The organism is Bradyrhizobium sp. LjRoot220, from assembly GCF_964252915.1.
In the GTDB taxonomy this organism is placed as follows: Bacteria; Pseudomonadota; Alphaproteobacteria; order Rhizobiales; family Xanthobacteraceae; genus Bradyrhizobium.
In genome coordinates this window covers 975,371-1,001,742 of sequence record NZ_CAXUPS020000002.1, presented here as the reverse complement: position 1 = coordinate 1,001,742, position 26,372 = coordinate 975,371, and the positions used below count along the sequence as shown (strand labels likewise).

Here is a 26,372-nt window from a genome sequence, read left to right as displayed (position 1 = left end):
GTCATGCGCTCAAAACTCCGGCCGCCTCAGCCAACGAAATATCCGTCCTGAGGCAGCGCACGCCATGCCCGGCGCCGACGTCCACGGTGGCCGGCAGCGCCACGCGGCAACGATCTTCGACGATCGCGCAGCGGTCGGCGAACGTGCAACCGGAGGGCAGATCGGCCAGCTCGGGCACGGTGCCGGCGATGGTCTGCAGCCGGGTGCCCTTGCGCGCACCAAGACGCGGGCGAGCCCGAAACAGGCCTTGCGTATAGGGATGTCCCATGCGCGTGAATACGGCATCCGTTGCGCCACTTTCGACGACGGTGCCGCCATACATCACCGCCATGCGCTGGACGCTCTCGGCAATGACGCCGAGATCGTGCGAGATCAGGATCATCGACATGCCGCGCTCGGCGACAAGGTCCGCAATCAGCTCGAGGATCTGTCCCTGGATGGTGACGTCGAGCGCCGTGGTCGGCTCATCGGCGATCAGCACGTCAGGCTGGCAGGCCAGCGCCATGGCAATGGTAACGCGCTGGCGCTGGCCGCCGGAGAACTGGTGCGGATAGGCGTCGACGCGTTTCGCCGGGTCGGGAAGGCCGACACGATCGAGCAAGGCGATGGCTTCCTTGCGCGCCTGCGCGGCCGAACAATTGGTGTGGCGCCGCAGCGGCTCGGCCACCTGGTGCCCGATCGTGTGCATCGGATTGAGCGCGGTCATCGGCTCCTGGAAGATCATGCCGATGCGATTGCCGCGCAGCTTGCAGTAATCCGCATCCGGCAGGCCGACCAGTTCGCGGCCGTCGAGCCGGATGCTGCCGGTGATGACCGCGCTCTCGGGCAGCAGGCCCATCAGCGCGAGCGCGGTGACGGACTTGCCGCATCCGGATTCGCCGACGAGACCCAAGGTTTCGCCGCGCTTCAGCGCGAAGCTGATCCCGCGAACCGCCTGCGCGGGCCCGCGGCTGGTGTTGAGCCGGACGCCGAGATCCCTGACTTCGATCAATGGTGTGTTGGCGGGCACGCTCATGTTCATCGCTCCCGCGCCAGCCGGGGATCGAGCAGATCGCGCAACCCGTCGCCGAGCAGATTGAGGCCGAGCACGGCGATTGCGATCGCAGCGCCCGGATAGACCGCGAGCATCGGCGACTGGAACAGCAACGTCTGCGCATCGTTCAGCATGCGTCCCCAGGACGGCTGCGGCGGCTGCGTGCCGAGCCCGAGGTAGGACAGCGCGGCCTCGGCCAGGATCGCGAGCGCGAACTGGATCGTCGCCTGCACGATCAGGACCGAAAGGATGTTCGGCAGCACGTGCTCGATGGTGATCCGGAAGCCGCCCTTGCCCGAGGCGCGCGCAGCCAGCACGAACTCCCGCGCCCAGATCGCATTGGCCGATCCGCGGGTCAGCCGGACCAGGGTTGGAACCTGGAAGATGCCGATGGCGGCGATCGAGGTCACCATGCCCGGGCCTGCGACGGCCGCCAGCATGATCGCCGACAGCACTGCGGGAAACGCGAACGTGAAGTCGCTCATCCGCATGATGAGCTCTTCGGTCCAGCCCCGGCGTGCGGCGGCGATCAGCCCGAGGCACACGCCAAACGTGAGGCCGATCCCGACCGCGATGACGCCGACCATGATGGTGGAGCGGGCGCCGACCAGCAGCAACGAGACGATATCTCGGCCAAGCACGTCGGTGCCGAGCCAGTGCGCGGCCGACAGCGGCCGCAGCTTGGACGCCACGTCGATCTCATAAGCCGACCACGGCGTCCATACCAGCGACAGCAAGGCGGCACCGACCACCAGCAGCGTGAGCGTGCCGCCGGTGACAAAGCTGCGATGACGCAGCGCGCGCCGCCAGAAGCCGGTCGCAGGCCGCGAACGCGCGGTGGCGGCCTGCACGTCACCCGAAACGCTCAACGGGACGCTCATAGGTTATGCACCTTGATGCGCGGATCGATGAAGGCGTAGAGCACATCGACCACGAAATTGACGACCACGACCATGGCCGCGAGCAGCATCACGCAGTTGCGCACCACGATCAGGTCGCGATTGGCGATCGACTGGAAGATCAGCCGGCCGAGACCCGGCAGATAGAACACGTTCTCGATCACGATGGTCCCGGCCAGCAGATTGGCGAACTGAAGGCCCATGATTGTCATCACCGGGATCATCGCGTTGCGCAGCACGTGCTGCCACAATACGTCGCGCTTGCTCAAGCCCTTGGCGCGTGCGGTGCGCACGAAATCCTCACGCAGCACCTCGAGCACCGCCGAGCGTGTGACCCGGGCGAGGATCGCCGCCTGCACCACCGATAGCGAGATCGCAGGCAACAGCAGCGACTTGATCCCGGCAACAATGCTTTCGTCCCAGCCCGCAAAGCCGCCGGCCGAAAGCCATTGCAGCTTCACCGAGAACAGCAGGATCAGCAGGATGGCGAACCAGAAGTTTGGAAGCGCCATACCGAACTGCGTCAGCGACATCACACCCACGTCGCCGAACTTGTTGTGATTTGCCGCCGTATAGATTCCAGCCGTCAGCGCCAGCACGACCGTCATCGACATCGACATGATCGCCAGCGGCATTGTCAGCGTGAGCCGCTCCGCGATCAATCCGCCGACCGGCGTGCCGTAGACATAGCTGCTTCCCAGGTCCCCCGTCAGCATCCCCTTGATCCAATGCAGGTACCGATAGTGCAGCGGTTGATCCAGCCCGAGCTTGACGGTCAGCGCCCGGACCGCATCAGGCGAGGCATCCGCGCCCATCAGCATCTGTGCGGCGTTGCCGGGCAAGGCATCCAGAACAAGGAAGATAATCAGCGACGCGCCGACCAGCGTCGCTATCAGCGTCAGAAAGCGGCGGAAAATGAAGACGCTCAAGTCCCGATTTCCTTGCTAGCGGCCGGCCCCTCGTTAGCGATCAAGCGTGGTGGCGGCCGCATGTTCGATTATCCGGTTTGACTCGGCCAGCGGCCGAGAAGATCTTGCGAAGCCTCGAACAGCGCGCTGACGCGCAGCAATTCGATGTCGGCGCGGAATTTACCGACGAGTTGAATACCGATTGGCAGGCCGTCCGCGCCAAAGCCACAGGGCAGGCTCACCGCCGGATGGCCGGTCATGTTGAACGGCATTGTCCAGGGAAACCAGTTCGGCCGCACGTCGCTGAATACCCGCCCGTCGATTTCTATCGTGCCGAACAGGTCCTGATCGATCGGAAGCGCGGTGCGAGTGATGGTTGGCATCGCGAGAATATCGAACCTCTGCAACAATGTCTGAATCCGCCGGAACAGAGACGTACGGTCAAACATCGCCCGCTGATAGTCAACACCGCTGACCCTGGTGGCCAGCGCCAGCTGCTTCATGAAAGCTTCGCTCAGCACGTCGCCATGATCGGCCGCAAGCTGCTCGAACCGTGCGCGCCAGGCGGTGTGATTGATGGCGCGCCAGATCGGCTCTATCTCAAATCCGTCGGCGGGCATTTCCTCGACCTCAGCCCCGAGGGCTTGCAGCCCGGCGAGCGCGCCCTTGAATGAAGCGGCGACATCGGCCGCAACTGGCCGGCCTGATGGCGCGAGGCAGAATGCAATCTTGCGCCCGCGCAGGTTGCCGCTTGGCGCCGATCCCTCGACGAAATCCCCCTGCGGAATTCCGATCGACCACGGATCGGAAGCGTCTTCTCCCGACATTGCCTGCATCATCAGGGCGGTGTCCGCGACGGTGCGTGTCATCGGGGTCACGTAGGTCTGGTTGCCGAACGCGTCGTGCACCTGGCTGTGCGGAATAAGGCCGTTGCTTTGCTTGAGCCCGACAACGCCGTTGCAGGCCGCCGGAATCCGCGTCGAGCCGCCGCCATCCGTCGCGATCGCAAGAGGTGCGATGCCACTGGCGACCGCTACCGCCGCTCCCCCGCTGGAACCGCCGCTCGAGCGCGCGTCACTCCAGGCATTGCGCGTGCGGCCGAACAACGGCGAATCCGTCAGGCACTTGGTGCCGAACTCGGGCGTGGTGGTCTTGCCTACGAGGATGGCACCCTCTGCCCGCATTCGCGCCACGGCGACCGCGTCATGGTCGGGAACGTTATCCTTGTAGGGGATCGCGCCGAAGGTGGTTCGCACTCCCCTGGTGTTGACCAGGTCTTTCACCGTGAACGGAATGCCGTGAAGAAGGCCCAGCGGCCCGCCGGCCATGACCTCGCGCTCCGCCTTCCCTGCCGCGGCTATCGCCTCATCGCCGCACAGCGTGATGAAGCAGTTCAACGAGGGCTGCATCCGCTCGGCACGCGCGAGAACGGCACGCATGATCTCAACCGGCGAAACCTCCTTGCGGGCGACCCGAGCACGGAGTTCGGTCGCCGGCAGGAAGCAGAGTTCATCGCTCATGACGCGCAAATCCCCAGGACCGAATTTGACGGCAAGATGACACTCACATTGACTTCAAGTCCAATACCATCGCACAACTTACCCATACGATTTCGGTATGGCAAAAATGGACCTCCGGCGTCTCCGCTATTTCGTTGCCGTTGCAGAAGAACGCAGCGTTGGCCGGGCGGCCGTCCGCCTGCGCATGGCGCAGCCGCCACTGTCGGTCCAGATCCGCAAACTGGAATCGGAAGTAGGAACCCCGCTGTTTCGTCGCGGCGCCCAGGGAATGGAGTTGACGGCGGCCGGTCGCGCCTTGCTGTCGCGCGCGCGTGAAGCGCTGGCCCTCGCGGCCGAAGGCTTCGAGGCAGCCCGCGCGGTAGCCGCGGGGCGCCGGGGAAGATTGTCTGTCGGATACATGTTCGTGCTGGCCCATGCCGTGTTGCCTAAACTCGTGCCGGAACTCCGCAAGACCCTTCCGAAAGTCGACCTCGAATTCATCGAACTGAGCGCGTCAACGCGTGAAGCGCGGTTGCTGGACCACAGCGTAACCGTCGCGCTGTGCATGCCGGCCATTCGCCACAGCGAGATTGAAGCCTCCACCATCGGAACGCAGCGATTGATGCTTGCCATGCCGGCCGGCTCGCCGCTGGCGCGCTCCGCGGCGGTACCGGTGAACCGACTGCAGGGGCGTCCGCTCATCAGTCTGCCCGCGCCCACCGAGGATCCCGCAACATCTATTGTGGCGGCGCTGCTGCGGCGGCATCAGGTCGCCATGCCGGTTACGAACCGGGTTGAAACGGTCCACTCGGCTCTCAGCATGGTCCTGGCCGGGGAAGGCCTGGCGATCCTTCCCGCCTGCGCCGAACTCGGATGCCCAACGGGCGTCGTGTTCAGGCCCTTCCTCGATGCCGACGATGCGATCGATGTCGCGGTTTGCTGGCGCCGGGATTCGCTCAATCCGCTGGTCCGGAATTTCCTGAAGTGCGCGGAACGGGTGATCGGTCAGCTCTGAGCGTTGCGAAAGGCTCGTTGGCACTTGATCGCGTCGATGTTCAGGTCGCATAAAGCCCTTTGACGATTGGCAGGCGCGCGGCGCGCAGCGCCGGAAAAAGCCCGCCGATCAATCCGACGACCAGCGCGAGACCAACGCCCTCGGCGATCAGCCACGGACTGAGCTTGAAGTCGAACACCACCTGGGTGAAGTTGCCGCCAAGCGTCGAGGCGGTGATGCCATCGAAAATCAGGTAGGTTGCGGCTGCACCAACCAGCCCGCCGATCGCAGCCAGCGACAGCGATTCCACCAGCGTTCCGATGAAGGCGGGGAAACCGCCGAACCCGATCGCCCGCAATGTGGCAATTTCGGTCGCGCGCGCCGCCACCGACGAGTACATGGTGTTGAGCGCGCCGGCGAGCGCGCCGAAGGCCATGGCGATCGCCAGCGGCCAGCCCAGCTTCTGGATCAGGTCGGAAGTTTGTGACGCCTGCTCGGCGAAATAGGCGGTTTCCGATTTGACGTCGAGCTTCAGCCGCGGATCGTTGTCGCTATAGTTCTTCAGTTCGCTCAACGCCGCCGGACTGGTGAGCCGCGCGCGTACGGTCTGGACGACATTGTTACGATTGAACAGGCTCTGCACGACGGGAAGATCGGCCCAGATTTCGGATTCGAATACGTTGCCGCCGGCATCGAACACGCCGACAACGGTCCAGCGGGTGGCCCCGAAGGACACGGTGCTGCCGAGTTCAAAACCCTCGAACTCCCGCAACAAGGCTTTGCCGACCACGATCTCGTTGCTGCCGCGATCGAACATCCGGCCTGCGGTGATCGCCACGCCTTTGCGCAACGTGGCGCCCTGCTCGCCGATGCCGCGCAGCGGCAGGTTGGCTTTGGTTTTGGTAGAGCGCTTGAGGCCGTCGACCACGAGATAGAGTTCGGGTGAGATCAGCGGCTTGCCGTCGCTGCCGCGGGCGATGCCCGGTCCATCCTCGATCAGGCGAACCTGGTCGCGGGAAACGGTGCTGTTGATTTCCGCCTGCGAGCCCGCGCGCAAGACAATGGCGATATCGTCGGCGCCCGACCCGGCGATGGTCCGCTGGAATCCATTGGCCATGGCGAGGAAGGCGAGCAACACGATTACCACCAGCGCGATCGCGATCACGGTCGACAGCGACAGCCAGCGGCGCTGCGCGATGCTCTTGAGGTTGATCGAGGTGACTGCAATCACCTGAAGCAGGAGCGAACGCATGGTCTATCCTCGTCCGAGTGCGGCGGCGATCTTGAGCCGCATCGCATTGAGCGCCGGAATGATTCCGGTGATCAGCCCCAACGCGATCATCAGCGCAATCCCCTGCAGCGCAATATCAGGCGATACGGAGAATGCCGGCGCGATCTCGGCAAGGCTGCTGCGTAGCGCTATCGCAATCAGCGCGGCAATCGCCAAACCCGGCAGGCCGCCGAGCAGCGCCAGCAGCACCGATTCGCCGAGCACCAATCGCAATATTCGCGGACCCGAGAAGCCCAGTGTCTTCAGCACCCCGATCTCTCTCGTGCGCTCGCGGATCGACAGCGCCATGGTGTTGCCGACGATCATCAGGATGGTGACGAATGCCGCGCCGACCACTAGAAACACGATCAGCGCGATATTTCCGAACTGCGCGACGAAAGCCTGGCCGAAAGCCTTTTCGGTGTCAGTCGAGGTCTCCGCGGTGGAATTGACGAACATCGCGTCGATCGCCTTCGCGACACGATCGTTGTTCTCCGGCGAGTTGGTCTGGAGGATCAACCAGCCGATGGTGTCCTTGCCGAACGAGCGGGTCTCGTCGAAATAGGCGTACTGGAACAACATGAAGTTGGTGTCGACATGCTCGACCTTGCCTTTGACAATGCCGGCAATGGTGAAATCCCAGGTGTGCCCACCGCTGCGCTGGGTGAAAATGTTGCTCGCGACCGGCACGCGATCGCCGACCTTCCAGCCCCATTTCTGCGCCAGTTTTTCGCCGATGACCGCGCTGCTGCGATTCTGTTTGAAGGCTTTGAGCTGATCGGGCGCAATCTCGAATTCGCTGCGGTAGACATCGAAATAGGTCGCCGGCTCTACCGCCAGCGACATAACGAAATTTTTCGGGTCCTGGTAGTAGCCGCCGAACCAGTTGGCATGTGTGATCTGCCGTACCCCGTCCACCGCGCGCACGCGGTTGAAATAGGCAATTGGCAGCGGCTGCGTGAAGTTGATCTTGTTGACGGTGATCAGCCGGTCCGCGGCAGCGCGATCCGTCCCCGCAGTGAAGGCGCGATGGAATCCGGCAAGCACGCCGAAGATCATGAACGCCACCAGGATCGACACGATCATCAGGATGGCGCGCAATTTGCGGCGAAACAGGTTTTTCCGCACCAGGTCGAAGTCGTTCACGCGGCGAGCTCCTGTTCGACGAACTGGCCCTTGTCGAGATGCAGAATCCGCTTGGCATAGCGCGCCGCCGCCGGATCGTGGGTCACCATCACGATGGTCTTGCCGAGATCCTTGTTGAGAAGCTGCAGGATCGTGAGAATTTCGTCAGCGGAATGCCGGTCGAGGTCACCGGTGGGTTCGTCGCACAGCAGGAGGTTGGGATCCGAAACGATGGCACGCGCGATCGCAACGCGCTGCTGCTGGCCGCCCGACATTTCGCGCGGATGGTGCTTGACGCGATCGGCGAGACCGACCACCGACAGCGCCGTCTCGACCCGGCTTGCCCGCTCCTTGCGCCGCAGATTGGTGAGCAGCAGCGGCAATTCCACGTTCTGCGCCGCGGTCAGCATCGGCATCAGATTGTAGAACTGGAAGATGAAGCCGATATTGGCGGCGCGCCAGCGGGCAAGCTCGCCCTCCGATAGGCCATCGGTGCGCCGGTCGGCAACGGTAAGTTCGCCTTCATCGACGCCGTCGATGCCGCCGAGCAGGTTGAGCAGCGTGGTCTTGCCCGAGCCGGACGGTCCCATGACGGCGACGAAATCGCCGCGGGGAATGCTCAGATCGAGATGATCGAAAATTGAAATCGTTTCCTTGCCCTTGGTGAAGCGCTTGCTGACGCCGGCGAGGCGAACCATCGGTTGTTCCGCTGTCACTTTTTTTCTCTCCCGTCGAATTCAATCGGACTAGTTTGCCGCGTTGGTTTTGCCGGCGGCGGCGCCGTCAGCCCTGGCGTCGCGCAGAAACGTCACTTTCACGGCCATGTCGGGCAGGATGCGCTTATCCCTTTGCACAAAGCGGATACGAACCTTCACCGTGGCCTTTTCGCGATTGGCCGTCGGCACGATAGCGATCACCGCGGCCGGAATGCTCCAGTCCGGATAGGCGTCCAGCACCGCGTTGACGGCACCGCCGGGAACCACCCGGCCGATGAAGGCTTCGTTGACGTCGACCTCGATTTCGATCGAATCCATGTCGACGATGGTGCAGATGCCGGTGCGGGTGAACCCGCCGACCGACATCGGCGAAATCATCTCGCCGGGCTGGGCGCTGCGTTCGACGACGACGCCGGCGAACGGCGCGCGAATCTGATGTTTGTAGAGCACCGAAGCACTGCGCCTGGCATCGATGCTTGCCGAATTGAACTGCGACTGTGCCTGACGCAGTTGCGCCGTCAACACGCCGACGCGGGCCTGAGCCTTGGTCAGGTCGGCGTCGGTCGCAAAATTCTTCTGTGACAGTGTCTGTACCCGGGTCATGATCCGCGTCGCATCCTGCAGGTCGGCGGTGATCGCGGCAATCGCGGCATCCGCCGCCTCGGCGCGCGACTGCGCCAACTCGTGATCCTTTTCCGCAAGCACGCTGTCGAGCCGCGCGACGATCTGCCCCTCGGTGACGGTCATGCCCTCGTCGACGAAAATCTCGACGACCTTGCCGGTGATCTCGGCGGCGACCGTGGCCTTGCGACGGGCCACCACATAACCGGACGCAGCCAAATTGCCGGACTCGCTGCCAGCGGCGGCCTGCTCGCGCGGCTGGAGTTGCGGTGCCGGCGATTGTGCAACCGGTTGCGATGAGGTGTCCTGGGGACGATCCTGGGTCCGAAATACGGTGACGGCAAGGGCTGCGCACGCCACGATGACGCACGCCGCAATGACCGCTCCGATCGGCAGCCAACGGCGCCGGCTCGTGGACCGGACAGGCTCGCTCGCACCGCGGTCGATCGAAAGCGAGCGAAGCAGTTTGGTCCTGTCGTCGCTCATCGTTATCCTGTCCTCGTCACCGGGCCGCCAAGCTCTGGGTATCAAGCTCAGGGTATTACGTATCACCTGGCTTTTCCATTCGCACGTAGGTCGCTTCTGTCCCGTGCTACCGCCTGCAAGTAGCAGGTTCCGTCTCGTTTTGTTTGGGGTCGTTTCACCCGATTCGTCGCGATTTCTGCGCGGCGTTCCGAGGGGAAGGGTGAGCAGTCGCACGGAACGGAGTTCCGACGTGCAGCCGCAGGTCTGCGTGATGAGCTGTCGTTCACGTCGTTCCGGCAGGGCGGAGTCGCCGAATCGCCGATTCATATCTCAGCGACGCCGAGGCGTGCGCCGCCGGTCGCCGGGCCTACCGGAATAGCCGCCTGGCTAGACTGTAAATTTCTTGAAAAGCTTGGTGGGCGCACCAGGGCTCGAACCTGGGACCCGATGATTAAGAGTCATCTGCTCTACCAACTGAGCTATGCGCCCGGAGCCAAAGGTCCGGAAAAGCCTCCGCAAGAGGGCGTCGTTTAGCAAAGCGATTCCCCGATGTCCAGCAAACCCGAGCGAGTTTTCCCGGCCTTTGGCGCCAGCCCGGGACGGCGAAAAACCGCTGGATTCCAGCGGCTTCCGCCCCCGCCGGGACCCGCTTCCGGAAACCGGCGCTCAGAGCCGCTCGGCGCCCCCGCGGTCCGGCCCGCCATCCCGGTCGTAGCGGTTGCGGTCAAAGCCGCGATCGCGGCCGCCATCGTCGCGATCCCGCTCAAAACGCTCCATATGCCGGTGCCGCCAGCCTTCGCCGCGGCCGCCGAACCGGCGATCCATTCCGGTGAGCACGGCAAGACGGCGCTTCTGGCCGTCATCCAGCGTCTTGTAGAGCGGATCGGCCGCATCGGCGATTTTCTTCATGGCCGCCGCGGAAGCCGCCATGCTGTCGGCGCGCTCGCGCAGGCGGGTGACGGGATCGTCGGGCTTCTGCTGGCTGGAATCATCCCGCCGCGCTTCCATCCGCGCATTGGCGCGATCGATCCGCAGCTTTGAAAATTCCCGCACCGCGGCCTCGACCGGCGGCCACAGCTTCTCCTGCTCGGCGTTCAGCTTGAGGCCGGCATGGACCGCCGCGATCCGCGCGTCGGCAAACGCCGCCCGGTCTTCCGGGTTCATCCGCATGTGACTGTGCGACCAATGGCGGTGCTGGGCATAGACCGCGGTCGAACCGGCGATGGCGAGCACCGCGACCGCGGCGATGGTGAACTTCCTCATGCTGACCTCCAATGAAAGGTTGCCTGAAGATGGCCCCGCCCGGGGCGGCAATCAACTTAACGATGGGCAAGAGTGCCTTCCCTTACCAAGATGTAATGTCGCGCCGTTCGCCCTTCCTGAATCAGAGCATGCCGAGCGCACGCGGCAGCCACAGCGAGATTTCCGGCACGTAGGTGACGACGACGAGGAATCCCAACATGGTCAGCAGCCACGGCCACACTGCGATGGTCAGCTCCGTGATGCCCATCTTGGCGATACCGGAGGCCACATAGAGATTGAGCCCGACCGGTGGGTGGCACATCCCGACTTCCATGTTGACGACCATCAGGATACCGAGATGCACCGGGTGGATGCCGAGCTTGACCGCCACCGGAAACAGGATCGGCGCCATGATCAGCACGATCGAGGAGGCCTCCATCACGTTGCCGGCGATCAGCAGCAGCACGTTGACGATCAAAAGGAAGATGATCCAGTCGACACCGATCGAGGTGATCCATGCCGCAATCTGCTGCGGAATATTCTCGTTCGCCATCAGGAACGAGAACAGCACCGCGTTGGTGATGATGTAGAGGATCATCGCGCTCATGTTGGCGGAGCCGAGCAGCACCCGCGGCACGTCCCTGAGCGTCATGTCCTTGTAGACGAACACGGCGATGACGAAGGCGTAAACCGCGCTGATCGCCGCGGCCTCGGTCGGCGTGAACAGGCCGGCATAGATGCCGCCGAGCACGATCAGGATCAGCAGCAGTCCCCACATGCACTTCTGGAACGCCACCAGGCGTTCGGACCAGCTCGCGCGCGGCAGCCGCGGATAGTCGTATTTCCAGGCGCGATAGAACGTCGTCAGTCCGAGCAGCGTCGCCAGCATGACGCCGGGAATGACTCCGGCCATGAACATCTGCCCGACCGAGGCCGACGACACGCGGGCGCCCGACGGGTCGAGCGCAACGCTGCCGCCGGTCGCCACGCAATAGATCACCATCACGATCGAGGGCGGGATCAGGATGCCGAGCGCGCCTGACGTGGTGATGACGCCGGCGCCGAAGCGCTTGGGGAAACCCTGCTTCACCATCGCCGGCATCATGATGGAGCCGATCGCGATCACGGTCGCCGGCGAAGATCCCGACACCGCGGCGAACAGCGCGCAGGCCATCACGCCCGCGAGACCGAGCCCGCCGTACCAGTGCCCGACCATCGAGGTGGCGAAATTGATCATGCGGCGCGCGACGCCGCCATGGGTCAGGAAGTTGCCCGCCAGGATGAAGAACGGGATCGCCATGATCTCGAAATTGTCGATGCCGGTGAACAGCTTCAGCGCCACGGATTCGGTCGGGACGTTCGTCATCGTGTAGATGAAGGTCAGAACCGTCATGCCGAGCGCGATCGAGATCGGCATGCCCGTCAGCATCAGCGCGACCAGAAGCCCAAAAATGAACAGGCTGGTCATCGCGTGGCCTCCGCGGCGCCGATTCCGGGTGCTTCGACGTCGATACCCTCGACATGGGCGTGGTCGTGATGCGGCAGGTCGCCGGTGCGCCAGAACTTGAACGCGACCTGGAGGAAGCGGAAGCACATCAAGTAGGAGCCGAGCGGAATGCAGAGGTAGACAAACCAGCTCGGAATTTCGAGATCGGGCGAGACCTGGTCGGTGTGCATCAACCCGTAGACGAATTTGGCACCCATGGTGCCGATCACGGCGGTGAAGAACGCGCCGCAGAACAGCCCGAACAGCACCACGGCCCGCCGCCACGGCGGGTTGAGCAGATTGACCACGACATCGACGCCGACATGGATGCCGGTGCGCACGCCATAGGCCGCACCGAACTTCGCCACCCACACGAACATGTAGATGCACAGCTCCTGCGCCCAGGACATGTGGATGGGAAACAGCAGCGGGTAAAGCAGCGGAATGCCGATGAGATAGCGATGCATCACGGCGAGAAAGATGATGAAGGTCGCGAGCCCCATCAGCGTCGTGATCAGTATCTCCTCAAGACGATCGAGGATGCGAAGAAACATCTAATTCCCCCAATTATCGAAGCTCGTCATGGCCGCATAGCCGTCTGAAGGACGGTGTCGCTTCCGCTCGCCTATGCCCGGCCATCCACGCCTTTCTTGCTGCCAAGCGAAAAAGACGTGGATGCCCGGGACAAGCCCGGGCATGACGGAGAACGATTTATTTGCCCCTACCACGCGCTTGAAAAGCGCGCGGCACCCCAAGTCGGTCGCCTTAGTTGGTCGCGCCCCTCGTCTCCTTGAGGAATTCGTCGATCAGCGGCTGGCCGACGCGCTTTGCCACATCCTGGTAAACCGGATCGAGCGCCTTGCGCATCGCCGAGTCCTGCTCCGGTGTGAGCGCGATGATCTCGCTCTTGCCGGTCTTCTTGATCTCGGCCAGGGCGTCGTCGTTTTCCTTCTGCGACTGGCCGTTGCCGTAGGCGGTGGCTTCCTGCATCGCCTTGTCGAGTTGCGGCTTGATATCGGCGGGAATGCCGTCCCAGAATTTCTTGTTCACCACCACGATGTAACCGATGTAACCGTGGTTGGTGACGGTGATGTACTTCTGCACCTCGTGCATTTTCTGGGTGTAGATGTTGGACCAGGTGTTTTCCTGGCCGTCGACCACGCCGGTCTGCAGCGCCTGATAGACTTCAGAGAACGCCATCACCTGCGGAATCGCGCCCAGCGTGCGGAACTGCGCTTCAAGCACCTTGGACGACTGGATGCGGAACTTCATACCCTTGTAGTCGGCGGGCGCGATGAGCTTCTTGTTGGCACTCATCATCTTGAAGCCGTTGTCCCAATAGGCCAGACCGGTCATGCCCTTGGCATCGAGCAGTCCCAGCAGGCGCTTGCCGAGCGGGCCGTCGGTGACCTTGCGGAGCGTCTTGAGGTCGGGGAGGATGTACGGCAGATCGAACACCTCGAATTCCTTGACGCCGATCGGGCCGAATTTGGCGTTCGACGGCGCCAGCATCTGCACGGCGCCGAGCTGCAGCGCTTCCAGCTCTTCCTTGTCCTTGTAGAGCTGCGAGTTCGGGTAGACTTCGACCTTGACCTTGCCGCCGGTGTATTTCTCGGCAAGCTCCTTGAATTTTTCGGCCGCCAGCCCCTTCGGCGTGTTCGGCGCCACGACGTGGCTGAACTTGATGACGATCGGCGACTGCGCCGAGGCCGGCCCAACTAGCGCCAATGCCGCGATCGATGCCGCAGCCAAAATCAATTTCCGCATGTTTCCTCCCGCGTATTTTTTGCGGAGCGCGAACAACCCGGCTCCGAAGCTTGTATGCCAATCGAACCAATACAGAGAAGCCGGACAAAACACCATTGCCCGTTAGCAGGGGCCGATCGCTTCAAGGTTTGCTGCATCGCAAAAAAATACCGCGACTTGTTCAGGGATGGATCGCCAAGAGGTGATTGCCGCTGCCGAACGGAGGGACATGGCTCCGCGCCCTCGCCGCGCGTAGCGCCCGAGGCATGCAACCAATGGCCCTCGAAAAGAGAGGGCGCAGGGAAGACCGGGTGCGCGCTGCACCCGCGGTCCCGTGTGCGATATGCACAAAACAAAATGCACACGAGCATACAGGGCAGCGGGTGCAGCGCGCATCCGGCATTCCCTGCGCAATGGCTTTACGGATTATAACGAGCTCTTGTGTCCGCAAAATCTGCCAGAATGGGCGAACGGGCGGTTCTCGTAGGCGCCCGTCGCTGGACTTGAGCCCGAGCGAGCTCGGGAAGCATGAGGCCTGTCGGGGGGCGTGGGACAGGTCGGTGTCTTCCTCAGCAGGAACAGTTGCATGGGCTTCGACCCGGACCGAACTGCGAGAGGAGCTGGACGTAGTGAAGCAAGCCAATCTCGTGTCGCGGAATCGATGTTGCCAAGGACAAGGTAGATGTTTGCATTCGCCCGCTGTCGGCGTTTGCAAGCGGCGGAGGGCCGGCGCGAGCTGGCGTCGTGGCTGCGCCGGAAGAAGGTCGGCAAGGCGGTGATGGAGGCGAGCGGCGGCGCTGCAGGCGCAGTGGGCCAAGGCGCTGCGTGACGCCAAAATCGAGTTCGCATCGTCGATCAGCAGGTTCGCGACTTCGCCCGATCGGCCGGCGCTTCTTCCAGGCTGATACGATCGATGCCGAGATGATCAGCCTGGTTTTGCCGAGACGTTCGTCGACGATCCGAGTCAGGCGCCGTGCGGCGCGCGAGGAAGCGCGCAGATCGTGAACGCGCGTCTGGGACTGCTCGACCTGCAGATGGCTTCCCCATAACAGGGCGGCACGCCGGACCGAAACCGGTGCTAAAATGCACGCGGATGTTGAGATATCGCCGTCGAAATCGCCAAGCTGGGACATGATCGCGGCCATGATCAAGGCCCGCCACGTTTGCGGAACTTGCCGAGATCATCGAGAGCGTGCGGAGCGCTGCAGACCGCCGCCTCTGATTACGGAAATGCGGAACAGAGTAAGGTCAATAACCAGATCGGCGCTGCCCTGCTGGTGCCGCACCTTACGATGACGACGGCAGCGGCGCGGCGAGCGCCACATCAAGGGCGGACGCCGCAAGGTCCGCAATCTCTTCTGCATGGTATCTGAAGGGCCGCGACCCAGCACAACCCCGGCCTCGGGCCTTCTACGATCGCCTGATACCAAAGACAGGAAGAAAGGTCGCCCATATCGCCATGCGCAAGCTCGCCATCATCACCGACATCATGATCGCCAGGCGCCAGAAATAGGATCAAAACTTCACGTGGTGGGATGACGAGCGGCCCGCCGCTCGGCCTTCGGCAGAGCGCCTGGCACCAAAAGACCGGTGAGCGGCTGGGGTCAAGGCCGCAAGCCGCCGGAGGCAGTAGCGCGTAGCGCCAGCGAGCCGGCGATCACCGGGCACCACCAAAACAGCCAGCTACGGTGCCCCGGAGAACGGCTCTTTTGCCTCCGTTGCGCCCTGGAAGCTATTGCCTCCAGGTGCATTGACGCCAGCACCGCGACGTCAGGACCACACGTCTTCGCCGTACGCTTTTGTCGCGTTCGTCTTCGCAACATCAGCGTCCACCGCAACCCGTCCAACGTCCGTGACGACGGCCGACGCCCTTCTGAGTAGGACGGGATGGCCAAACATGTACCCCTGATTTGGATTCCGTAAAAGCGAAATATTTTTTATTCTGGGGGCTTGACATTGGTTCTGCGAATCCGAATCGATCTGCTGGCGGGCAACAGTGCAGGGCTCCATCTGCTTGAACCGTGCAGGCCGGAACTGCGCTTCAAAAATCCAGCTTGGATTGAATCGCATCTATTCCGGCCTTGGCGCAGGCTTCGTCGGCATCGCCGCCGGGCGCTCCCGAAACGCCGATCGCACCGACCAGCGAACCGCCCGCCTCGATGACGAGTCCGCCGCCAATGACGACCGCGCCCGGAAGATTGCGAATGCCCGCCTGCATCATGCCCGGCTGGCTGATGGCGAACAGGTTGCTGGTGCTGCTGCGGAAGGTCGCCGCTGTCCACGCCTTGCCCGAAGCGGTTGCGGGGGTGTGTGCTCCGGCGTACCGATCGCGCAAAATGACCTGGACGACGCCGAAGCGATCGACCACGGCGACTGCAACCTGGTAACCGCGCTGCTGACAGTTCGCGAGTGTGGATTGGGCTAGTTCCAGTGCGATCGCAGGCGCCAGGGATTTATAGGTAATGAGCGATTCCTGTGCGGGAGACGCCGTTGAAATCAACAGAGCGAAACCCGTCAGCAGATGTACAAAACCTTTGCTGCCCATAACTGATCCCGTTCGGTGGCTTGGGTGATCAAGGCGGATTTTAACCGCGGCTTCCGTTGCGCGCTGTTGCATTTATCGCCTTGCTGAATTATCACGTGCGCAGGGGAAATACGGTCTCCCCTCGAGGCTTCGGTCAAAGCACTGTGCAACACTCGACACGTCGAGACAATGTGCACATGGACAAGCGAAAGCCACCAATTCTTCCAAACGAACTCGATCTGCAGCCTGCCTCTGGTCAGGCAAGTCAATCGCGCCGGGACCGACGTCATTCCGGCCAATCCGATCCCTGCGGAAATGAGCTGACCAACCCCTCTCAACTGACGGCAAAGCTTTGGAGAGCCATCATCGCGGCTGCGTTTTTCCTCATCGGAGTGAATGACATGTCAAACACCGCAATAAGTTTCGAAGGCGCCCGGACCGGCGTTGCGCCTGAGGGTTGGACCGCCACCCTCACAGGATCAGGCGATCCAAAATGGACGGTCGAAAGCGATGCGACGGCGCCGTCAAAATCGAAGGTGCTCAAGCAATCCGGCCGGGCGACCTACCCCCTGCTTCTAAAGGACGACGCAAATATCAAGGACGGATTTGTCGAGGTAAAATTCAAGGCGATCGCGGGATCGCAGGACCGCGCCGCCGGCATTATCTGGCGGGCGAAAGATGCGAACAACTACTACGTGACCCGGGCCAATGCGCTTGAGGACAATGTCGTTCTCTACAAGACCGTCAACGGCGTCAGAAGCCCGCTGGACATTGTCGGCCGCAAAGGCGGCTACGGAACGGATGTCAAGGTGCCGGCCGACACCTGGCACAGCTTGCGTGTTGACTTCAAAGCCTCGCGCTTCAGCGTGTCCTTCAACGGCAAGCAATTGTTCGAGGTCGAGGATTCCACATTCGCCGATGCCGGCAAGGTTGGGCTGTGGACCAAAGCCGACAGCGTCACGCTGTTTGACGAGGTGAGTTACGGCGAGACGAATTAGTTCAACGACGATCACACGCCGAATGCGTCCACTACAAACAGATGAGACGTTTTCAGCATCGATACCAGGAACGACCGTCATGGAATTTCGTGCCGCGACGAGCGAACCAATCTAACGGCGCTCCTGGATTTGACCGCTGCTGTCGACGACGAGGGATACTTCCTTGCCGCCCTTCGTCGCCTTGACGACCGTACCTTCGGGCGTGGATTTGATGTCTCGGATTTGTGAGTAGCCGGCGGATTCCAGCTTGGCCACGAGTTCCTGCTGGGTCATGGCATGAGCAGGCGAAAAGGTGCCCGAACAGGCGATCAGTACAAGCGTTGCGCACGCTACAATCGTCTTAGTTATATTCATGTTTGCCTCTTGACGCTGGATGCCGGCGATAAGGGGCGATGAATGGTTTGGTTCCGATTGAATGCGCACGGCTTCGTGATTATTCGAGCCGCTCAAGTGAGCATGTTCATTCACCGGTACTGTTGCGTGTGCACTGCACTCTGACTAAAAACACGTACGGGGAAATGCAGACTCCCCATCAGACGGTTCCCGTCCAAGATCTGCGCAACACTCGCTTGTCGAGAGGTTTGCGCATGGATGGCCGAAAATCACAAATCCAACCAACAACCCCATGCGGACGAATCGACGCTGACGCAGCGCCAACCGATTCTGTCCGCGAGAGCTCGTCAGTCGCCTATTTCGGCGATGCAGCGCGCCTCAACGAAGGCTTCGCCATTGCGTTACGTGCAATGGGCATCGATCCCGGCGTTCTGATGCCAGATGCGGCACCATCCGACACCACCTCAAACCCGGAGGACAACTAGATGGGTATCAAACTTTGGCTTATGGCCTCGATGCTTGCGGCCTCGTTCACGACAGCCGCGACCGCCCAGGACATCGACTGGAACAAGATCGATGACGCGTTCGGAAGAAAGGCCGCGGTCTCGGGCGACGTGCACCGCTACGGCTTTCCCCGCACCGATCTGACCGTGACCCTCGACGGCGTCACCATCAGGCCTGCACTGGCGCTCGGCGGCTGGGTCGCGTTCAAGCCGATGCACGGGGGCGCCATGGTGATGGGCGACCTCGTGCTGCTGGAGACCGAGATCAATCCGGTCATGCTCAAGATGATAGAAGGCGGGCTCGAGATCACTGCCGTTCACAATCATCTGCTGCGCGCCTCGCCTGCTACGTTCTACATGCACGTGGGAGGCCACGGCGATCCCGCAAAGATGGCCAGCGTCATCAGGGAAGCTCTGGCGGCGAGCAAGACCCCGCTCACGCCGCAAGCCGCGGCCCCACCGCCTGCTGTCGATCTCGACACGGCGCAACTCGATCAGATCATCGGCGTCAAGGGACAGCCGAACGGCGGCGTCTATCAATTCGCCGTGCCGCGCCGTGATCCGATCACGGAAAATGGCATGCAGCTCAGTCCGGTCGGGCCGATGGGCGTGGCGACAGCCATCGGTTTTCAACCCACCGGTGGCGGCAAGGCAGCGATCACCGGCGATTTCGTGCTCTCCGGCGATGAGGTGAACCCTGTGATCAACGCATTGCGGACGAACGGCATCGACGTCACCGCCGTCCACAGCCATATGCTCGGCGAACAGCCACGGCTGTTCTTCCTTCACTTCTGGGCCAATGACGATGCGTTGAAGCTTGCCCGCGGACTTCGCGCGGCGCTTGACAGGACGGCCAGCGCGAAGAGTTAGGAAAAAGGGCTCGATCAAGCCACTGGTTTGAACCTATGGGGATTCGCAGCCTCCCCACCAGATGGATGTCCATCCAAGTGCTCGCCACCTCGCCAGGGGGAAGCGACCTATGGATGGACTGATTCTCGCTCTTTTTGTTTTGGCAGCTTTTGCCGGCGGTTTCGTCAGCGGCTTTTCGGGGTTCGCCATGGGCCTCGTCGTGTCAGGCATATGGCTGCACATCATTACACCGATCCAAACCGCAGCGCTGATCGCCGGCTACGGTCTGCTCACGCAGGGTTACGGCATCCTTAAACTGCGTCAGGCGTTGGACTGGCAAAAAATCTGGCCACTCACACTGGGCACAGCGATCGGAATCCCGATCGGTGTGATCCTGCTGAACCAGATCAGTCCGGTATATCTGCAGTTCGGCGTCGGTGTACTGCTCGTGCTCTACACGGTTTACGGCCTGGCGCGGCCGGCATTCAAGCCTATCAAAATAGGAGCCGGTCCCGACATCGCCATTGGCATCGTCAACGGCCTCGTAGGCGGATTGACCGGACTTGGTGGCGTCGTGTCGACCATCTCCTGTCAATGGCGCGGTTGGACAAAGGATAAGCAACGGGCGGTGTTCCAACCGGTGCTGTTCGCGGCCTTCGTGGTAATCTCCATATCCATGGGAATTACCGGCGCCTTCACTTCGGAAACCCTCAAACTGTACGGACTGGGCTTTCCATTCATGGTCGCCGGCCTGTGGAGCGGCTTCAAGCTCTATGGAACGATTGACGACGAGGCATTCCGCAACGTGGTGCTGGTGCTTCTTCTGCTCGCTGGCCTATCGCTGATCGCGACAGCATTGCTCGCGCGCGGTCCCTGACATGAGGCTTGCGGCAACGCTCTTGCCAGACTAGCTTGGTCCGGCGGGGAAAAGCAGACTCCCCACCAGACGGCGTTCCCGTCCAAGTTCTGCGCAACACTCGATATTCGAGGAGATTGCGCGTGGACGAACCCAAGGCTGGTTTTCTTTCCTCCTGTTCCCCGGTTGTTTTGAGCGCAGCACCTAGCACGGTGAGGCCGTCATGCCGCTGAAAACAATCGGAATCATCGCCATCCCGGAAGCCGCGGGCAGCGAGTTTGATCACGCGGCCTTTGACGCGAAAAGCCGACGTGTCTTCATTGCGCACACCGCGCGCGATTGCATCGAGGTGATCGACCACGACGCCGGCAGGCATATTGCGACGCTGCCGGGATTTCCAGGCGTGGCCGGCGCCGTCGCCGACGACGGTCAGATTCTGGCAACCAACCGCGGCGGCGCCAGCATTGCCTTGCTTGATGCTGTCACCCTGGAAACTCGCGCCATGCCCAAGACCGGGAGGCGACCGAACGGCGCTGTGATCGTTGCCCGATCCGGCCTCGCCATCGCTGCTTGCATCGGCGACGACAAGGAAGGGCCAACGCTGCAACTGATCGGATTGAGCGATCATACACACGTATCGATTGAGCTACCGGGACGGCCGCGCTGGTGCGTCACCGATGCCGCCGCCGAACGGCTGTTCCTCTGCATCCGCGAGCCGTCGATGGTGCTGGTGGCCCGCCTGCCCGACCTCGGCGCCGTAACGCATTGGAAAGTGCCCTCATCAGGCGCCCACGGTCTCGACATCGATCATTCAAGAGGACGACTTTACGTTGCCTGCGACGACTCAACTCTGGTCGAGATGAGCAGCGCTTCGGGCGAAGTCATCAACGTCTGGCCGATCGGAGGCCCGCCCGATGTCACGTTTTTCAACCCGGCGACCGGTCTGGTTCATGTCGCCATCGGGGAGCCCGGGCTCGTCTGTTCCATTGATCCGCGCAACGGCCATGCCACACGAACCGTGACCGGTCCGGACGCGCATACCACGGCGCTGGTGTCGCCGGACCAGCTTTACGTCATCTCACCTGCGCATGGCGGAGTTCTCGTCCTTTCGGACGCCTGATGTCCGCTAACAATATTAATTCAAGGCAGACCCAGCATGAAATGGATCACCCGCCAGAAAGTCAAAGTCGATCGCATCGCCTGCGCGTGGCTCACCCGAGGAGTTGATGCTCCCTGCCATCGCTTGAACATCAGAGGTGGGCATGGTACAGAAATCACTCGGGCCTTTGACAACCGCCCGATGAGCTCCCGCAGCCAAGTGTTGTTTCGCTCCAATACGGAGGTGAAACCATGCCTTGCGGCAGCACTACCTGCAATTCAACCAATACCCTCGACACAGTCTCCTCCTTTCCGGGCTCCTCCTTTCCGGGCCTTGGATGGTCCTGGAGAATCCCGCTCGCGTGGCTGGATCGAACAGCACAGAGGTGGGAACGACGTCGCCAGTACGGGCAGCTCCTCGAACTTGATGACCGAATGCTCGCCGACATTGGCTTGTCGAGGACAATCGCCAAAGAAGTGCGCAGGTCTTCCTTGTACATCACTGCGTGGCGCGACAGCCAATGACTTGCCAATGCTTGCTATTGGGTGGTGGGCTCAACTGATCCCTCCCGCGCCTCAGTTGGGGTTCGATCGAGCAAAATCCTTCGAGCCCCATATCCGATCTACGACGCGAGTGGCGCAAGCCCGCTCCAGTCGAACGTGATGCCATGACCGTGTCGCGCCGGCGCGATTGCCATGCCGTGTTCGATGGCAAGCGGATGCTCGATATAGCGATCGAGCCCGAATCCGTGCGCCTCGAGATAGGAGCGGTTTGAGCAGGCTGCGAGCAGGTGCACGGTAATGTCATGTGCGCCGTGGCTGGTCACCGGCAGGTTGAACGCTTCGGCGAGCCGCGCGATCTTCATGAAGGCTGTGACGCCTCCGCAATTGGTGACATCGGGCTCGGGATACGACACCGCTCCGGCCGCAATGTAGTTCTTGAACTCCCAGAGCGAGCGCAGGTTTTCGCCGGCCGCGATCGGCACGCCACCGGCGGCCATGATGCGGACGTGACCGGAGATATCGTCGGGAATGATCGGCTCCTCAAGCCAGGTCAGGTCGCAGGGTTGCAGGGCGCGCGCGGCGCGAATGGCTTCCTCGACCGACCATTTCATGTTGGCATCCACCATTAGCGGAAAGCCGTTGCCAAGATGCTTGCGCATCGCCTGCACCCGCGTGACATCGGCGGCGAGATCAGGACGACCGACCTTCATCTTGATGGCGCGAAAGCCCTTGGCGAGATTGTCGTCGGTTTGCTGCAGCAGCGCCTCCACGGAAAGATCCAGATCGATGCCGCCGGCGTAACAGGGTACGCGCGCATCGAAGCCGCCGAGCAGACGAAACAGCGGCAGCTTGGCACGGCGCGCCTTGAGGTCCCACAGGGCGATGTCGAGCGCCGACAGCGCCAGCACCGGCGGCCCGCCGCGGCCGCCATAGTGCAAGGCCCACCAGACCTGATGCCAGATCGCCTCGGTATCGTCAGCTTCGCGGCCTTCGACCAGTTCGGGAATCTCCCGCCGCAGCGCATCGGCAATCGCGCCGCCATTGCGGCCGACTGTGTAGGTATAGCCAACCCCTTCGGCCCCGTCGGAATCGCGGACACGGCAAGTTAGCAATTCGAAGGCGTCGATGTTGCCGTGCGTGCTGTCCGAGAGGCTGACGGTCAGCGGGATCCGATAGAGCCCGGTGTCGATCGTCGTGATGAGCGCCATTGGTCTCCGCCCTTTTTTATTTATCCTAAGCCGCCCGCCTTGGCAGGGCAATTGCTCGAGCATCTGCAGGAGATCACCGCGCTCCGGAAGGATTCGAGCAGCGATACGCTTGCCGTGCTTATTTCGCCGCCGCGGCGCGCAGGATCGGCATCAGCCGCGCGGTTTCGCTTTTGACCAGATCCGCGAGGGCTTTTGGTCCGCGGCGGGCCTGCTCTATGCTGTCGGCGCCGAGGTCGGCCAACCGCTTCTGCACGGCCTCCTCGTTGAGTCCCTTGTTCAGGGCATCAGCAAGCTTCTCGACCACCGCCGGCGGCGTGCCTCTTGGCACGAACACGCCGTAAAACGGCGCAATATCGAATTCCGGCAAGCCCTGCTCATGGGATGTGGGGACATCGGGCAGCAAGGGACTGCGTTTTCTCGCGGCGACCGCGAGCGCCTTGACGTTGCCTGCCTGCACCTGGCTCAATGTTCCGAGCACGGGATCGCATTCATAGTCGACCTGACCTCCCAGCATGGCATTCAACACCGGGGCCGTGCCGGTGAACGGAATCATCGTTGGCTTGATGCCAATCGCCGCGTGAAGCAGCAGACAACCGATATAGGACACCGAGCCCAGCCCGGCATGCCCGACATTGAGCTTGTCCGGATTGGACTTCGCGTAGGCAATGAATTCCTTGAGGTTGTTGGCGGGAAAATCCTTGCGGACCACCAGCAATTCCGGATATTCGGCCGTCAGTCCAATCGGCTCGAAGTCCTTCTGTGGATCGTAGCCCAGGCTGGGATAGAACGCCGGCGCCAGCGCATTGGTGCCGAGGTGACCGGAAAGGATGGTGTATCCGTCGGCCGTAGCCTTGGCGGCGCGCAGCGCTCCCGTGGTGCCGCCGGCACCGACGACATTCTCGACCACAAATTTCTGACCGAGGTGACGGCCAAAGATGTCGGCGACGATCCTGCCTGTGATATCGGCCGGCCCGCCGGCGGCGAAGGGAACGATGACCGTGACCGTTCTGGTGGGATAATCCTGGGCCCGTGCGTCGCCTGGTCCAGCTACGGCCACCATAGCAACGACCGCTGCTGCCAAATACCTGGCCATCTGCCGCCTCCCCGAGTTCTCGTTTCTTATCTGGCCGAGCCTACAGGCAAGCCAGCAAGTAGCAAGTAGCCGACGCGTTGCCGGGGGCCTTTGCGTCAACGGCCCTGGAGCCTTTCGTTTCGATTGAATCGGAACGGAGTTCTAGATTCTCGATTGACGCGTTTTCCTGACGCGAACCGGTATCCACCCCGGATCAAGTCCGGGGCAGGCTTCGCTGGAAAACGCTCTAACGCCACCCGAGCGCCGGAGCGACGTGCCGCAGGATCGATTCAATGACATGGCTATTGTAGGCGACGCCGAGTTGGTTGGGGACCGTCACCAGCAACGTGTCGGCCTCAGCGATGGCCTCGTCCTTCCTGAGCTGCTCGATCAGAACGTCCGGCTCGGCGGCATAACCCCGGCCGAAGATCGCCCGGGTCGTTGGATCGATAAAGCCAATCTGGTCATCATCCTCGCCACCGAGGCCGAAATAGGCGCGATCGCGATCGCCCATGATGGCGATGATGTTGCGGCTCACCGATACGCGGGGTGATCGCGCATGGCCCGCCTCCTTCCAGGCCGCGCGGTAGGCCCTGATCTGGGCAGCCTGCTGGATGTGGAAAGCCTCGCCGGTTTCGTCGTTCTTGAGCGTCGAACTCTGCAGGTTCATGCCCAGTTTCGCCGCCCAGATTGCCGTAGCGTTCGAGCCGGCGCCCCACCAGATGCGCTCACGCAGTCCCTCGGAATGCGGTTCAAGGCGCAGCAATCCCGGCGGGTTCGGAAACATCGGGCGCGGATTGGGCTGCGCGAAGCCCTGGCCGCGCAGCACGTCGAGAAAGACCTCGGCATGGCGCCGGCCCATATCGGCATCGCTCTCGCCTTCGGCCGGCTGGTAGCCGAAATACCGCCATCCATCGATGACCTGCTCGGGCGAGCCTCTGCTAATTCCAAGTTGCAGCCGCCCGCCCGAAATGAGATCGGCCGCGCCGGCGTCTTCGGCCATGTAGAGCGGATTTTCATAGCGCATGTCGATAACGGCCGTGCCGATCTCGATGCGGCTGGTTTTCGCGCCGACAGCTGCGAGCAAGGGAAATGGCGAGGCGAGCTGGCGGGCGAAGTGATGGACGCGAAAATAGGCGCCGTCGGCGCCCAATTGCTCGGCCGCGACGGCGAGATCGATCGATTGCAGCAGCGTGTCCGCCGCCGAGCGCGTCTGCGACTGCGACGAGGCTGTCCAATGCCCGAACGATAGAAATCCGATGTGCTTCATGCTGCGGCACCGGCGATCAGTTCGAAGGAGCGCAGCCGCTTGGCGTGATCGTAGACATCGGACACGATCATGAGTTCGTCGGCGCCGGTTTCCGCAACCAGCGTATCAATGCCCGCACGAACCGTATCGGGCGAGCCAATGATGGAGCGCGCGAGCATGCTCATCGCCTGGGCCTTTTCCGCTGGCGACCAGTAGCTTTCGATGTCGTCGATCGGCGGCTGGCTGAGGCCGCGCGCGCCGCGGAAGATGTTGGTAAAGGACATCTGCTGCGTCGTCGCCAGCTTGAGCGCTTCCTCATCGCTGCCGGCAGCGATGATGTTGACGCCGACCATCGCGTAGGGACGCTCGAGCTGCTCGGACGGTTTGAAGCGGCTGCGGTAGATCTGCAGCGCCGGCAGGAGGAGTTCGGGTGCAAAGTGCGAGGCGAAGGCATAGGGAAGCCCGAGCTCGGCCGCCAGCATCGCGCCGAAATTGCTCGATCCCAAAATCCACAGCGGCACTTCCGTTCCGGCCGCCGGCACGGCCTGGATGCGCTGGTTTGGACCGGCCGAAGCCAGGAAGGCCTGCACCTCGAGAACGTCCTGCGGAAAATTTTCGGCGGCTTCGGGCGTGCGGCGCAACGCGCGCAGCGTCAGCTGGTCGGTGCCGGGGGCGCGGCCCAGCCCAAGGTCGATGCGGCCCGGAAACAGCCGCGCCAGCGTCCCGAACTGCTCGGCGATGACGTAAGGCGCATGGTTGGGCAGCATGATGCCGCCCGCACCGACGCGGATGGTCTTTGTTCCCGCAGCGATATGACCAATCACGACCGAGGTCGCGGCGCTGGCGATGCCGGCCATGTTGTGATGCTCCGCCACCCAGATGCGGCGATAGCCCCAGGCCTCGGCATGAACCGCAACATCGCGGGCGTTGTATAACGCGCCGCGCGCATCGGTATCTTCGGTGACGCGAACGAGATCGAGGATAGACAATGTCGTCATAACAACTCCCGAACGAACCATTTGAAATGACGCCGCCCGAGGCTTCATCCGATTCTGCTGGCCCCATATGGATATGGTCGACGTGTGGGTCAATCTGCTGTACGCGAAGGGCGACCGGGCGATAATGCCGGGCGCGTCGCTGCGCCAACCACCGCTATGGGCGCAAGGCAGCTCAG

26 protein-coding genes, 1 tRNA gene and 1 pseudogene are annotated in these 26,372 nt (G+C 62.4%); 9 read left to right on the top strand and 19 right to left on the bottom strand.

All coding sequences use genetic code 11. The features are described 5' to 3' along the window. Position 1: 1 nt before the first annotated feature. The 4 genes from ACSQ84_RS13430 to ACSQ84_RS13415 all read right to left on the bottom strand — a co-directional run bounded on the left by ACSQ84_RS13430 (position 2) and on the right by ACSQ84_RS13415 (position 4,360). Positions 2-1,015, bottom strand: coding sequence for an ABC transporter ATP-binding protein (locus tag ACSQ84_RS13430; protein WP_436212121.1), 1,014 nt, complete (start codon positions 1,013-1,015; stop codon positions 2-4). A gap of 2 nt (positions 1,016-1,017) precedes the next feature. Continuing rightward, on the bottom strand, positions 1,018-1,914 hold the full coding sequence (locus tag ACSQ84_RS13425; protein ID WP_436212120.1) for an ABC transporter permease: 897 nt from the start codon (positions 1,912-1,914) through the stop codon (positions 1,018-1,020). Continuing rightward, on the bottom strand, positions 1,911-2,861 hold the full coding sequence (locus ACSQ84_RS13420) for an ABC transporter permease (RefSeq protein WP_436212119.1): 951 nt from the start codon (positions 2,859-2,861) through the stop codon (positions 1,911-1,913). Before ACSQ84_RS13420 ends, ACSQ84_RS13425 begins: the two co-directional genes overlap by 4 nt. Positions 2,862-2,929: 68 nt before the next feature. Further along, positions 2,930-4,360 carry an amidase gene (locus ACSQ84_RS13415; RefSeq protein WP_436212118.1) on the bottom strand — a complete coding sequence of 477 codons (1,431 nt, stop codon included), beginning with the start codon at positions 4,358-4,360 and terminating at the stop codon, positions 2,930-2,932. A gap of 106 nt (positions 4,361-4,466) precedes the next feature. Between ACSQ84_RS13415 and ACSQ84_RS13410 the strand changes: the two genes are divergently transcribed. After that, the gene (locus ACSQ84_RS13410) at positions 4,467-5,354 is read left to right on the top strand and encodes a LysR family transcriptional regulator (protein ID WP_436212284.1); all 888 of its coding nucleotides are present in this window, start codon (positions 4,467-4,469) and stop codon (positions 5,352-5,354) included. 40 nt (positions 5,355-5,394) lie between these two features. Here ACSQ84_RS13410 and ACSQ84_RS13405 read toward each other — a convergent pair whose 3' ends face one another. From ACSQ84_RS13405 to ACSQ84_RS13365, 9 genes are all read right to left on the bottom strand, one after another. Next, positions 5,395-6,585 (bottom strand): ABC transporter permease, encoded by a 1,191-nt coding sequence (locus ACSQ84_RS13405; RefSeq protein WP_436212117.1) that lies wholly within the window; start codon positions 6,583-6,585, stop codon positions 5,395-5,397. 3 nt (positions 6,586-6,588) lie between these two features. After that, on the bottom strand, positions 6,589-7,749 hold the full coding sequence (locus tag ACSQ84_RS13400; protein WP_436212116.1) for an ABC transporter permease: 1,161 nt from the start codon (positions 7,747-7,749) through the stop codon (positions 6,589-6,591). After that, positions 7,746-8,426 carry an ABC transporter ATP-binding protein gene (locus ACSQ84_RS13395; protein WP_436212283.1) on the bottom strand — a complete coding sequence of 227 codons (681 nt, stop codon included), beginning with the start codon at positions 8,424-8,426 and terminating at the stop codon, positions 7,746-7,748. The genes ACSQ84_RS13400 and ACSQ84_RS13395 overlap by 4 nt, the downstream gene beginning before the upstream one ends. A gap of 48 nt (positions 8,427-8,474) precedes the next feature. After that, entirely contained in the window at positions 8,475-9,857 is a 1,383-nt protein-coding gene (locus tag ACSQ84_RS13390) for an efflux RND transporter periplasmic adaptor subunit (protein WP_436212115.1), read from the bottom strand. A gap of 86 nt (positions 9,858-9,943) precedes the next feature. Next, positions 9,944-10,019, bottom strand: a tRNA-Lys gene (locus tag ACSQ84_RS13385). 177 nt (positions 10,020-10,196) lie between these two features. Continuing rightward, positions 10,197-10,793: a Spy/CpxP family protein refolding chaperone gene (locus tag ACSQ84_RS13380; RefSeq protein WP_436212114.1), complete on the bottom strand. Its 597-nt coding sequence runs from the start codon at positions 10,791-10,793 to the stop codon at positions 10,197-10,199. A 121-nt stretch (positions 10,794-10,914) separates the two neighbouring features. Beyond that, the gene (locus ACSQ84_RS13375) at positions 10,915-12,240 is read right to left on the bottom strand and encodes a TRAP transporter large permease (protein ID WP_436212113.1); all 1,326 of its coding nucleotides are present in this window, start codon (positions 12,238-12,240) and stop codon (positions 10,915-10,917) included. Continuing rightward, entirely contained in the window at positions 12,237-12,812 is a 576-nt protein-coding gene (locus ACSQ84_RS13370) for a TRAP transporter small permease (protein WP_436212112.1), read from the bottom strand. The genes ACSQ84_RS13375 and ACSQ84_RS13370 overlap by 4 nt, the downstream gene beginning before the upstream one ends. A 211-nt stretch (positions 12,813-13,023) precedes the next feature. Further along, positions 13,024-14,025 carry a TRAP transporter substrate-binding protein gene (locus ACSQ84_RS13365; protein ID WP_436212111.1) on the bottom strand — a complete coding sequence of 334 codons (1,002 nt, stop codon included), beginning with the start codon at positions 14,023-14,025 and terminating at the stop codon, positions 13,024-13,026. A gap of 661 nt (positions 14,026-14,686) precedes the next feature. Here ACSQ84_RS13365 and ACSQ84_RS13360 point away from each other — a divergent pair. Continuing rightward, positions 14,687-14,833, top strand: a complete 147-nt coding sequence (locus ACSQ84_RS13360; RefSeq protein WP_436212110.1) for a hypothetical protein — start codon at positions 14,687-14,689, stop codon at positions 14,831-14,833. 1,212 nt (positions 14,834-16,045) lie between these two features. Here ACSQ84_RS13360 and ACSQ84_RS13355 read toward each other — a convergent pair. Beyond that, positions 16,046-16,549 (bottom strand): GlcG/HbpS family heme-binding protein, encoded by a 504-nt coding sequence (locus ACSQ84_RS13355; RefSeq protein ID WP_436212282.1) that lies wholly within the window; start codon positions 16,547-16,549, stop codon positions 16,046-16,048. A gap of 80 nt (positions 16,550-16,629) precedes the next feature. Between ACSQ84_RS13355 and ACSQ84_RS13350 the strand changes: the two genes are divergently transcribed. Continuing rightward, positions 16,630-17,526, top strand: a complete 897-nt coding sequence (locus ACSQ84_RS13350) for a family 16 glycoside hydrolase (protein WP_436212109.1) — start codon at positions 16,630-16,632, stop codon at positions 17,524-17,526. Positions 17,527-17,637: 111 nt separating this feature from the next. Here ACSQ84_RS13350 and ACSQ84_RS13345 read toward each other — a convergent pair whose 3' ends face one another. Then, positions 17,638-17,976 carry a hypothetical protein gene (locus ACSQ84_RS13345; protein ID WP_436212108.1) on the bottom strand — a complete coding sequence of 113 codons (339 nt, stop codon included), beginning with the start codon at positions 17,974-17,976 and terminating at the stop codon, positions 17,638-17,640. A 137-nt stretch (positions 17,977-18,113) separates the two neighbouring features. On the opposite strand from ACSQ84_RS13345, the gene ACSQ84_RS13340 reads away from it, so the two are divergent. The 6 genes and pseudogenes from ACSQ84_RS13340 (at position 18,114) to ACSQ84_RS13315 (ending at position 21,690) form a co-directional block, all read left to right on the top strand. Continuing rightward, positions 18,114-18,344, top strand: coding sequence for a hypothetical protein (locus ACSQ84_RS13340; RefSeq protein WP_436212107.1), 231 nt, complete (start codon positions 18,114-18,116; stop codon positions 18,342-18,344). Beyond that, on the top strand, positions 18,345-19,232 hold the full coding sequence (locus ACSQ84_RS13335; RefSeq protein ID WP_436212106.1) for a DUF1259 domain-containing protein: 888 nt from the start codon (positions 18,345-18,347) through the stop codon (positions 19,230-19,232). Positions 19,233-19,341: 109 nt separating this feature from the next. Beyond that, the gene (locus ACSQ84_RS13330; RefSeq protein WP_436212105.1) at positions 19,342-20,088 is read left to right on the top strand and encodes a TSUP family transporter; all 747 of its coding nucleotides are present in this window, start codon (positions 19,342-19,344) and stop codon (positions 20,086-20,088) included. 202 nt (positions 20,089-20,290) lie between these two features. Further along, a complete protein-coding gene (locus ACSQ84_RS13325) occupies positions 20,291-21,187 on the top strand; it encodes a YncE family protein (protein ID WP_436212104.1) in 897 nt (298 codons plus the stop codon). Positions 21,188-21,223: 36 nt separating this feature from the next. Beyond that, a pseudogene (locus ACSQ84_RS13320) lies at positions 21,224-21,286 on the top strand (chromate resistance protein ChrB domain-containing protein); the annotation flags it as partial. 131 nt (positions 21,287-21,417) lie between these two features. After that, the gene (locus ACSQ84_RS13315) at positions 21,418-21,690 is read left to right on the top strand and encodes a DUF1127 domain-containing protein (RefSeq protein ID WP_436212103.1); all 273 of its coding nucleotides are present in this window, start codon (positions 21,418-21,420) and stop codon (positions 21,688-21,690) included. Between the two features lie 98 nt (positions 21,691-21,788). Here ACSQ84_RS13315 and ACSQ84_RS13310 read toward each other — a convergent pair whose 3' ends face one another. The 4 genes from ACSQ84_RS13310 to ACSQ84_RS13295 all read right to left on the bottom strand — a co-directional run bounded on the left by ACSQ84_RS13310 (position 21,789) and on the right by ACSQ84_RS13295 (position 26,196). Further along, on the bottom strand, positions 21,789-22,877 hold the full coding sequence (locus tag ACSQ84_RS13310) for a mandelate racemase/muconate lactonizing enzyme family protein (RefSeq protein WP_436212102.1): 1,089 nt from the start codon (positions 22,875-22,877) through the stop codon (positions 21,789-21,791). A 118-nt stretch (positions 22,878-22,995) separates the two neighbouring features. Further along, the gene (locus ACSQ84_RS13305) at positions 22,996-23,970 is read right to left on the bottom strand and encodes a Bug family tripartite tricarboxylate transporter substrate binding protein (RefSeq protein WP_436212101.1); all 975 of its coding nucleotides are present in this window, start codon (positions 23,968-23,970) and stop codon (positions 22,996-22,998) included. A gap of 226 nt (positions 23,971-24,196) precedes the next feature. Continuing rightward, positions 24,197-25,219 (bottom strand): LLM class flavin-dependent oxidoreductase, encoded by a 1,023-nt coding sequence (locus tag ACSQ84_RS13300; protein ID WP_436212100.1) that lies wholly within the window; start codon positions 25,217-25,219, stop codon positions 24,197-24,199. Continuing rightward, entirely contained in the window at positions 25,216-26,196 is a 981-nt protein-coding gene (locus tag ACSQ84_RS13295; RefSeq protein ID WP_436212099.1) for an LLM class flavin-dependent oxidoreductase, read from the bottom strand. The genes ACSQ84_RS13300 and ACSQ84_RS13295 overlap by 4 nt, the downstream gene beginning before the upstream one ends. Between the last annotated feature and the right edge of the window lie 176 nt (positions 26,197-26,372).

What these genes read in the sequence shown, in the direction of transcription:
- ACSQ84_RS13360 (WP_436212110.1), top strand. Translation starts at nt 14,687, where the DNA reads ATGTTTGCATTCGCCCGCTGTCGGCGTTTGCAAGCGGCGGAGGGCCGG.
- ACSQ84_RS13415 (WP_436212118.1), bottom strand. Translation starts at nt 4,360, where the DNA reads ATGAGCGATGAACTCTGCTTCCTGCCGGCGACCGAACTCCGTGCTCGG.
- ACSQ84_RS13365 (WP_436212111.1), bottom strand. Translation starts at nt 14,025, where the DNA reads ATGCGGAAATTGATTTTGGCTGCGGCATCGATCGCGGCATTGGCGCTA.
- ACSQ84_RS13380 (WP_436212114.1), bottom strand. Translation starts at nt 10,793, where the DNA reads ATGAGGAAGTTCACCATCGCCGCGGTCGCGGTGCTCGCCATCGCCGGT.
- ACSQ84_RS13295 (WP_436212099.1), bottom strand. Translation starts at nt 26,196, where the DNA reads ATGACGACATTGTCTATCCTCGATCTCGTTCGCGTCACCGAAGATACC.
- ACSQ84_RS13330 (WP_436212105.1), top strand. Translation starts at nt 19,342, where the DNA reads ATGGATGGACTGATTCTCGCTCTTTTTGTTTTGGCAGCTTTTGCCGGC.
- ACSQ84_RS13310 (WP_436212102.1), bottom strand. Translation starts at nt 22,877, where the DNA reads ATGGCGCTCATCACGACGATCGACACCGGGCTCTATCGGATCCCGCTG.
- ACSQ84_RS13340 (WP_436212107.1), top strand. Translation starts at nt 18,114, where the DNA reads ATGGATGGCCGAAAATCACAAATCCAACCAACAACCCCATGCGGACGA.
- ACSQ84_RS13430 (WP_436212121.1), bottom strand. Translation starts at nt 1,015, where the DNA reads ATGAGCGTGCCCGCCAACACACCATTGATCGAAGTCAGGGATCTCGGC.
- ACSQ84_RS13410 (WP_436212284.1), top strand. Translation starts at nt 4,467, where the DNA reads ATGGACCTCCGGCGTCTCCGCTATTTCGTTGCCGTTGCAGAAGAACGC.
- ACSQ84_RS13355 (WP_436212282.1), bottom strand. Translation starts at nt 16,549, where the DNA reads ATGGGCAGCAAAGGTTTTGTACATCTGCTGACGGGTTTCGCTCTGTTG.
- ACSQ84_RS13395 (WP_436212283.1), bottom strand. Translation starts at nt 8,426, where the DNA reads ATGGTTCGCCTCGCCGGCGTCAGCAAGCGCTTCACCAAGGGCAAGGAA.
- ACSQ84_RS13405 (WP_436212117.1), bottom strand. Translation starts at nt 6,585, where the DNA reads ATGCGTTCGCTCCTGCTTCAGGTGATTGCAGTCACCTCGATCAACCTC.
- ACSQ84_RS13305 (WP_436212101.1), bottom strand. Translation starts at nt 23,970, where the DNA reads ATGGCCAGGTATTTGGCAGCAGCGGTCGTTGCTATGGTGGCCGTAGCT.
- ACSQ84_RS13325 (WP_436212104.1), top strand. Translation starts at nt 20,291, where the DNA reads ATGCCGCTGAAAACAATCGGAATCATCGCCATCCCGGAAGCCGCGGGC.
- ACSQ84_RS13375 (WP_436212113.1), bottom strand. Translation starts at nt 12,240, where the DNA reads ATGACCAGCCTGTTCATTTTTGGGCTTCTGGTCGCGCTGATGCTGACG.
- ACSQ84_RS13335 (WP_436212106.1), top strand. Translation starts at nt 18,345, where the DNA reads ATGGGTATCAAACTTTGGCTTATGGCCTCGATGCTTGCGGCCTCGTTC.
- ACSQ84_RS13300 (WP_436212100.1), bottom strand. Translation starts at nt 25,219, where the DNA reads ATGAAGCACATCGGATTTCTATCGTTCGGGCATTGGACAGCCTCGTCG.
- ACSQ84_RS13425 (WP_436212120.1), bottom strand. Translation starts at nt 1,914, where the DNA reads ATGAGCGTCCCGTTGAGCGTTTCGGGTGACGTGCAGGCCGCCACCGCG.
- ACSQ84_RS13315 (WP_436212103.1), top strand. Translation starts at nt 21,418, where the DNA reads ATGCCTTGCGGCAGCACTACCTGCAATTCAACCAATACCCTCGACACA.
- ACSQ84_RS13370 (WP_436212112.1), bottom strand. Translation starts at nt 12,812, where the DNA reads ATGTTTCTTCGCATCCTCGATCGTCTTGAGGAGATACTGATCACGACG.
- ACSQ84_RS13390 (WP_436212115.1), bottom strand. Translation starts at nt 9,857, where the DNA reads ATGAATCGGCGATTCGGCGACTCCGCCCTGCCGGAACGACGTGAACGA.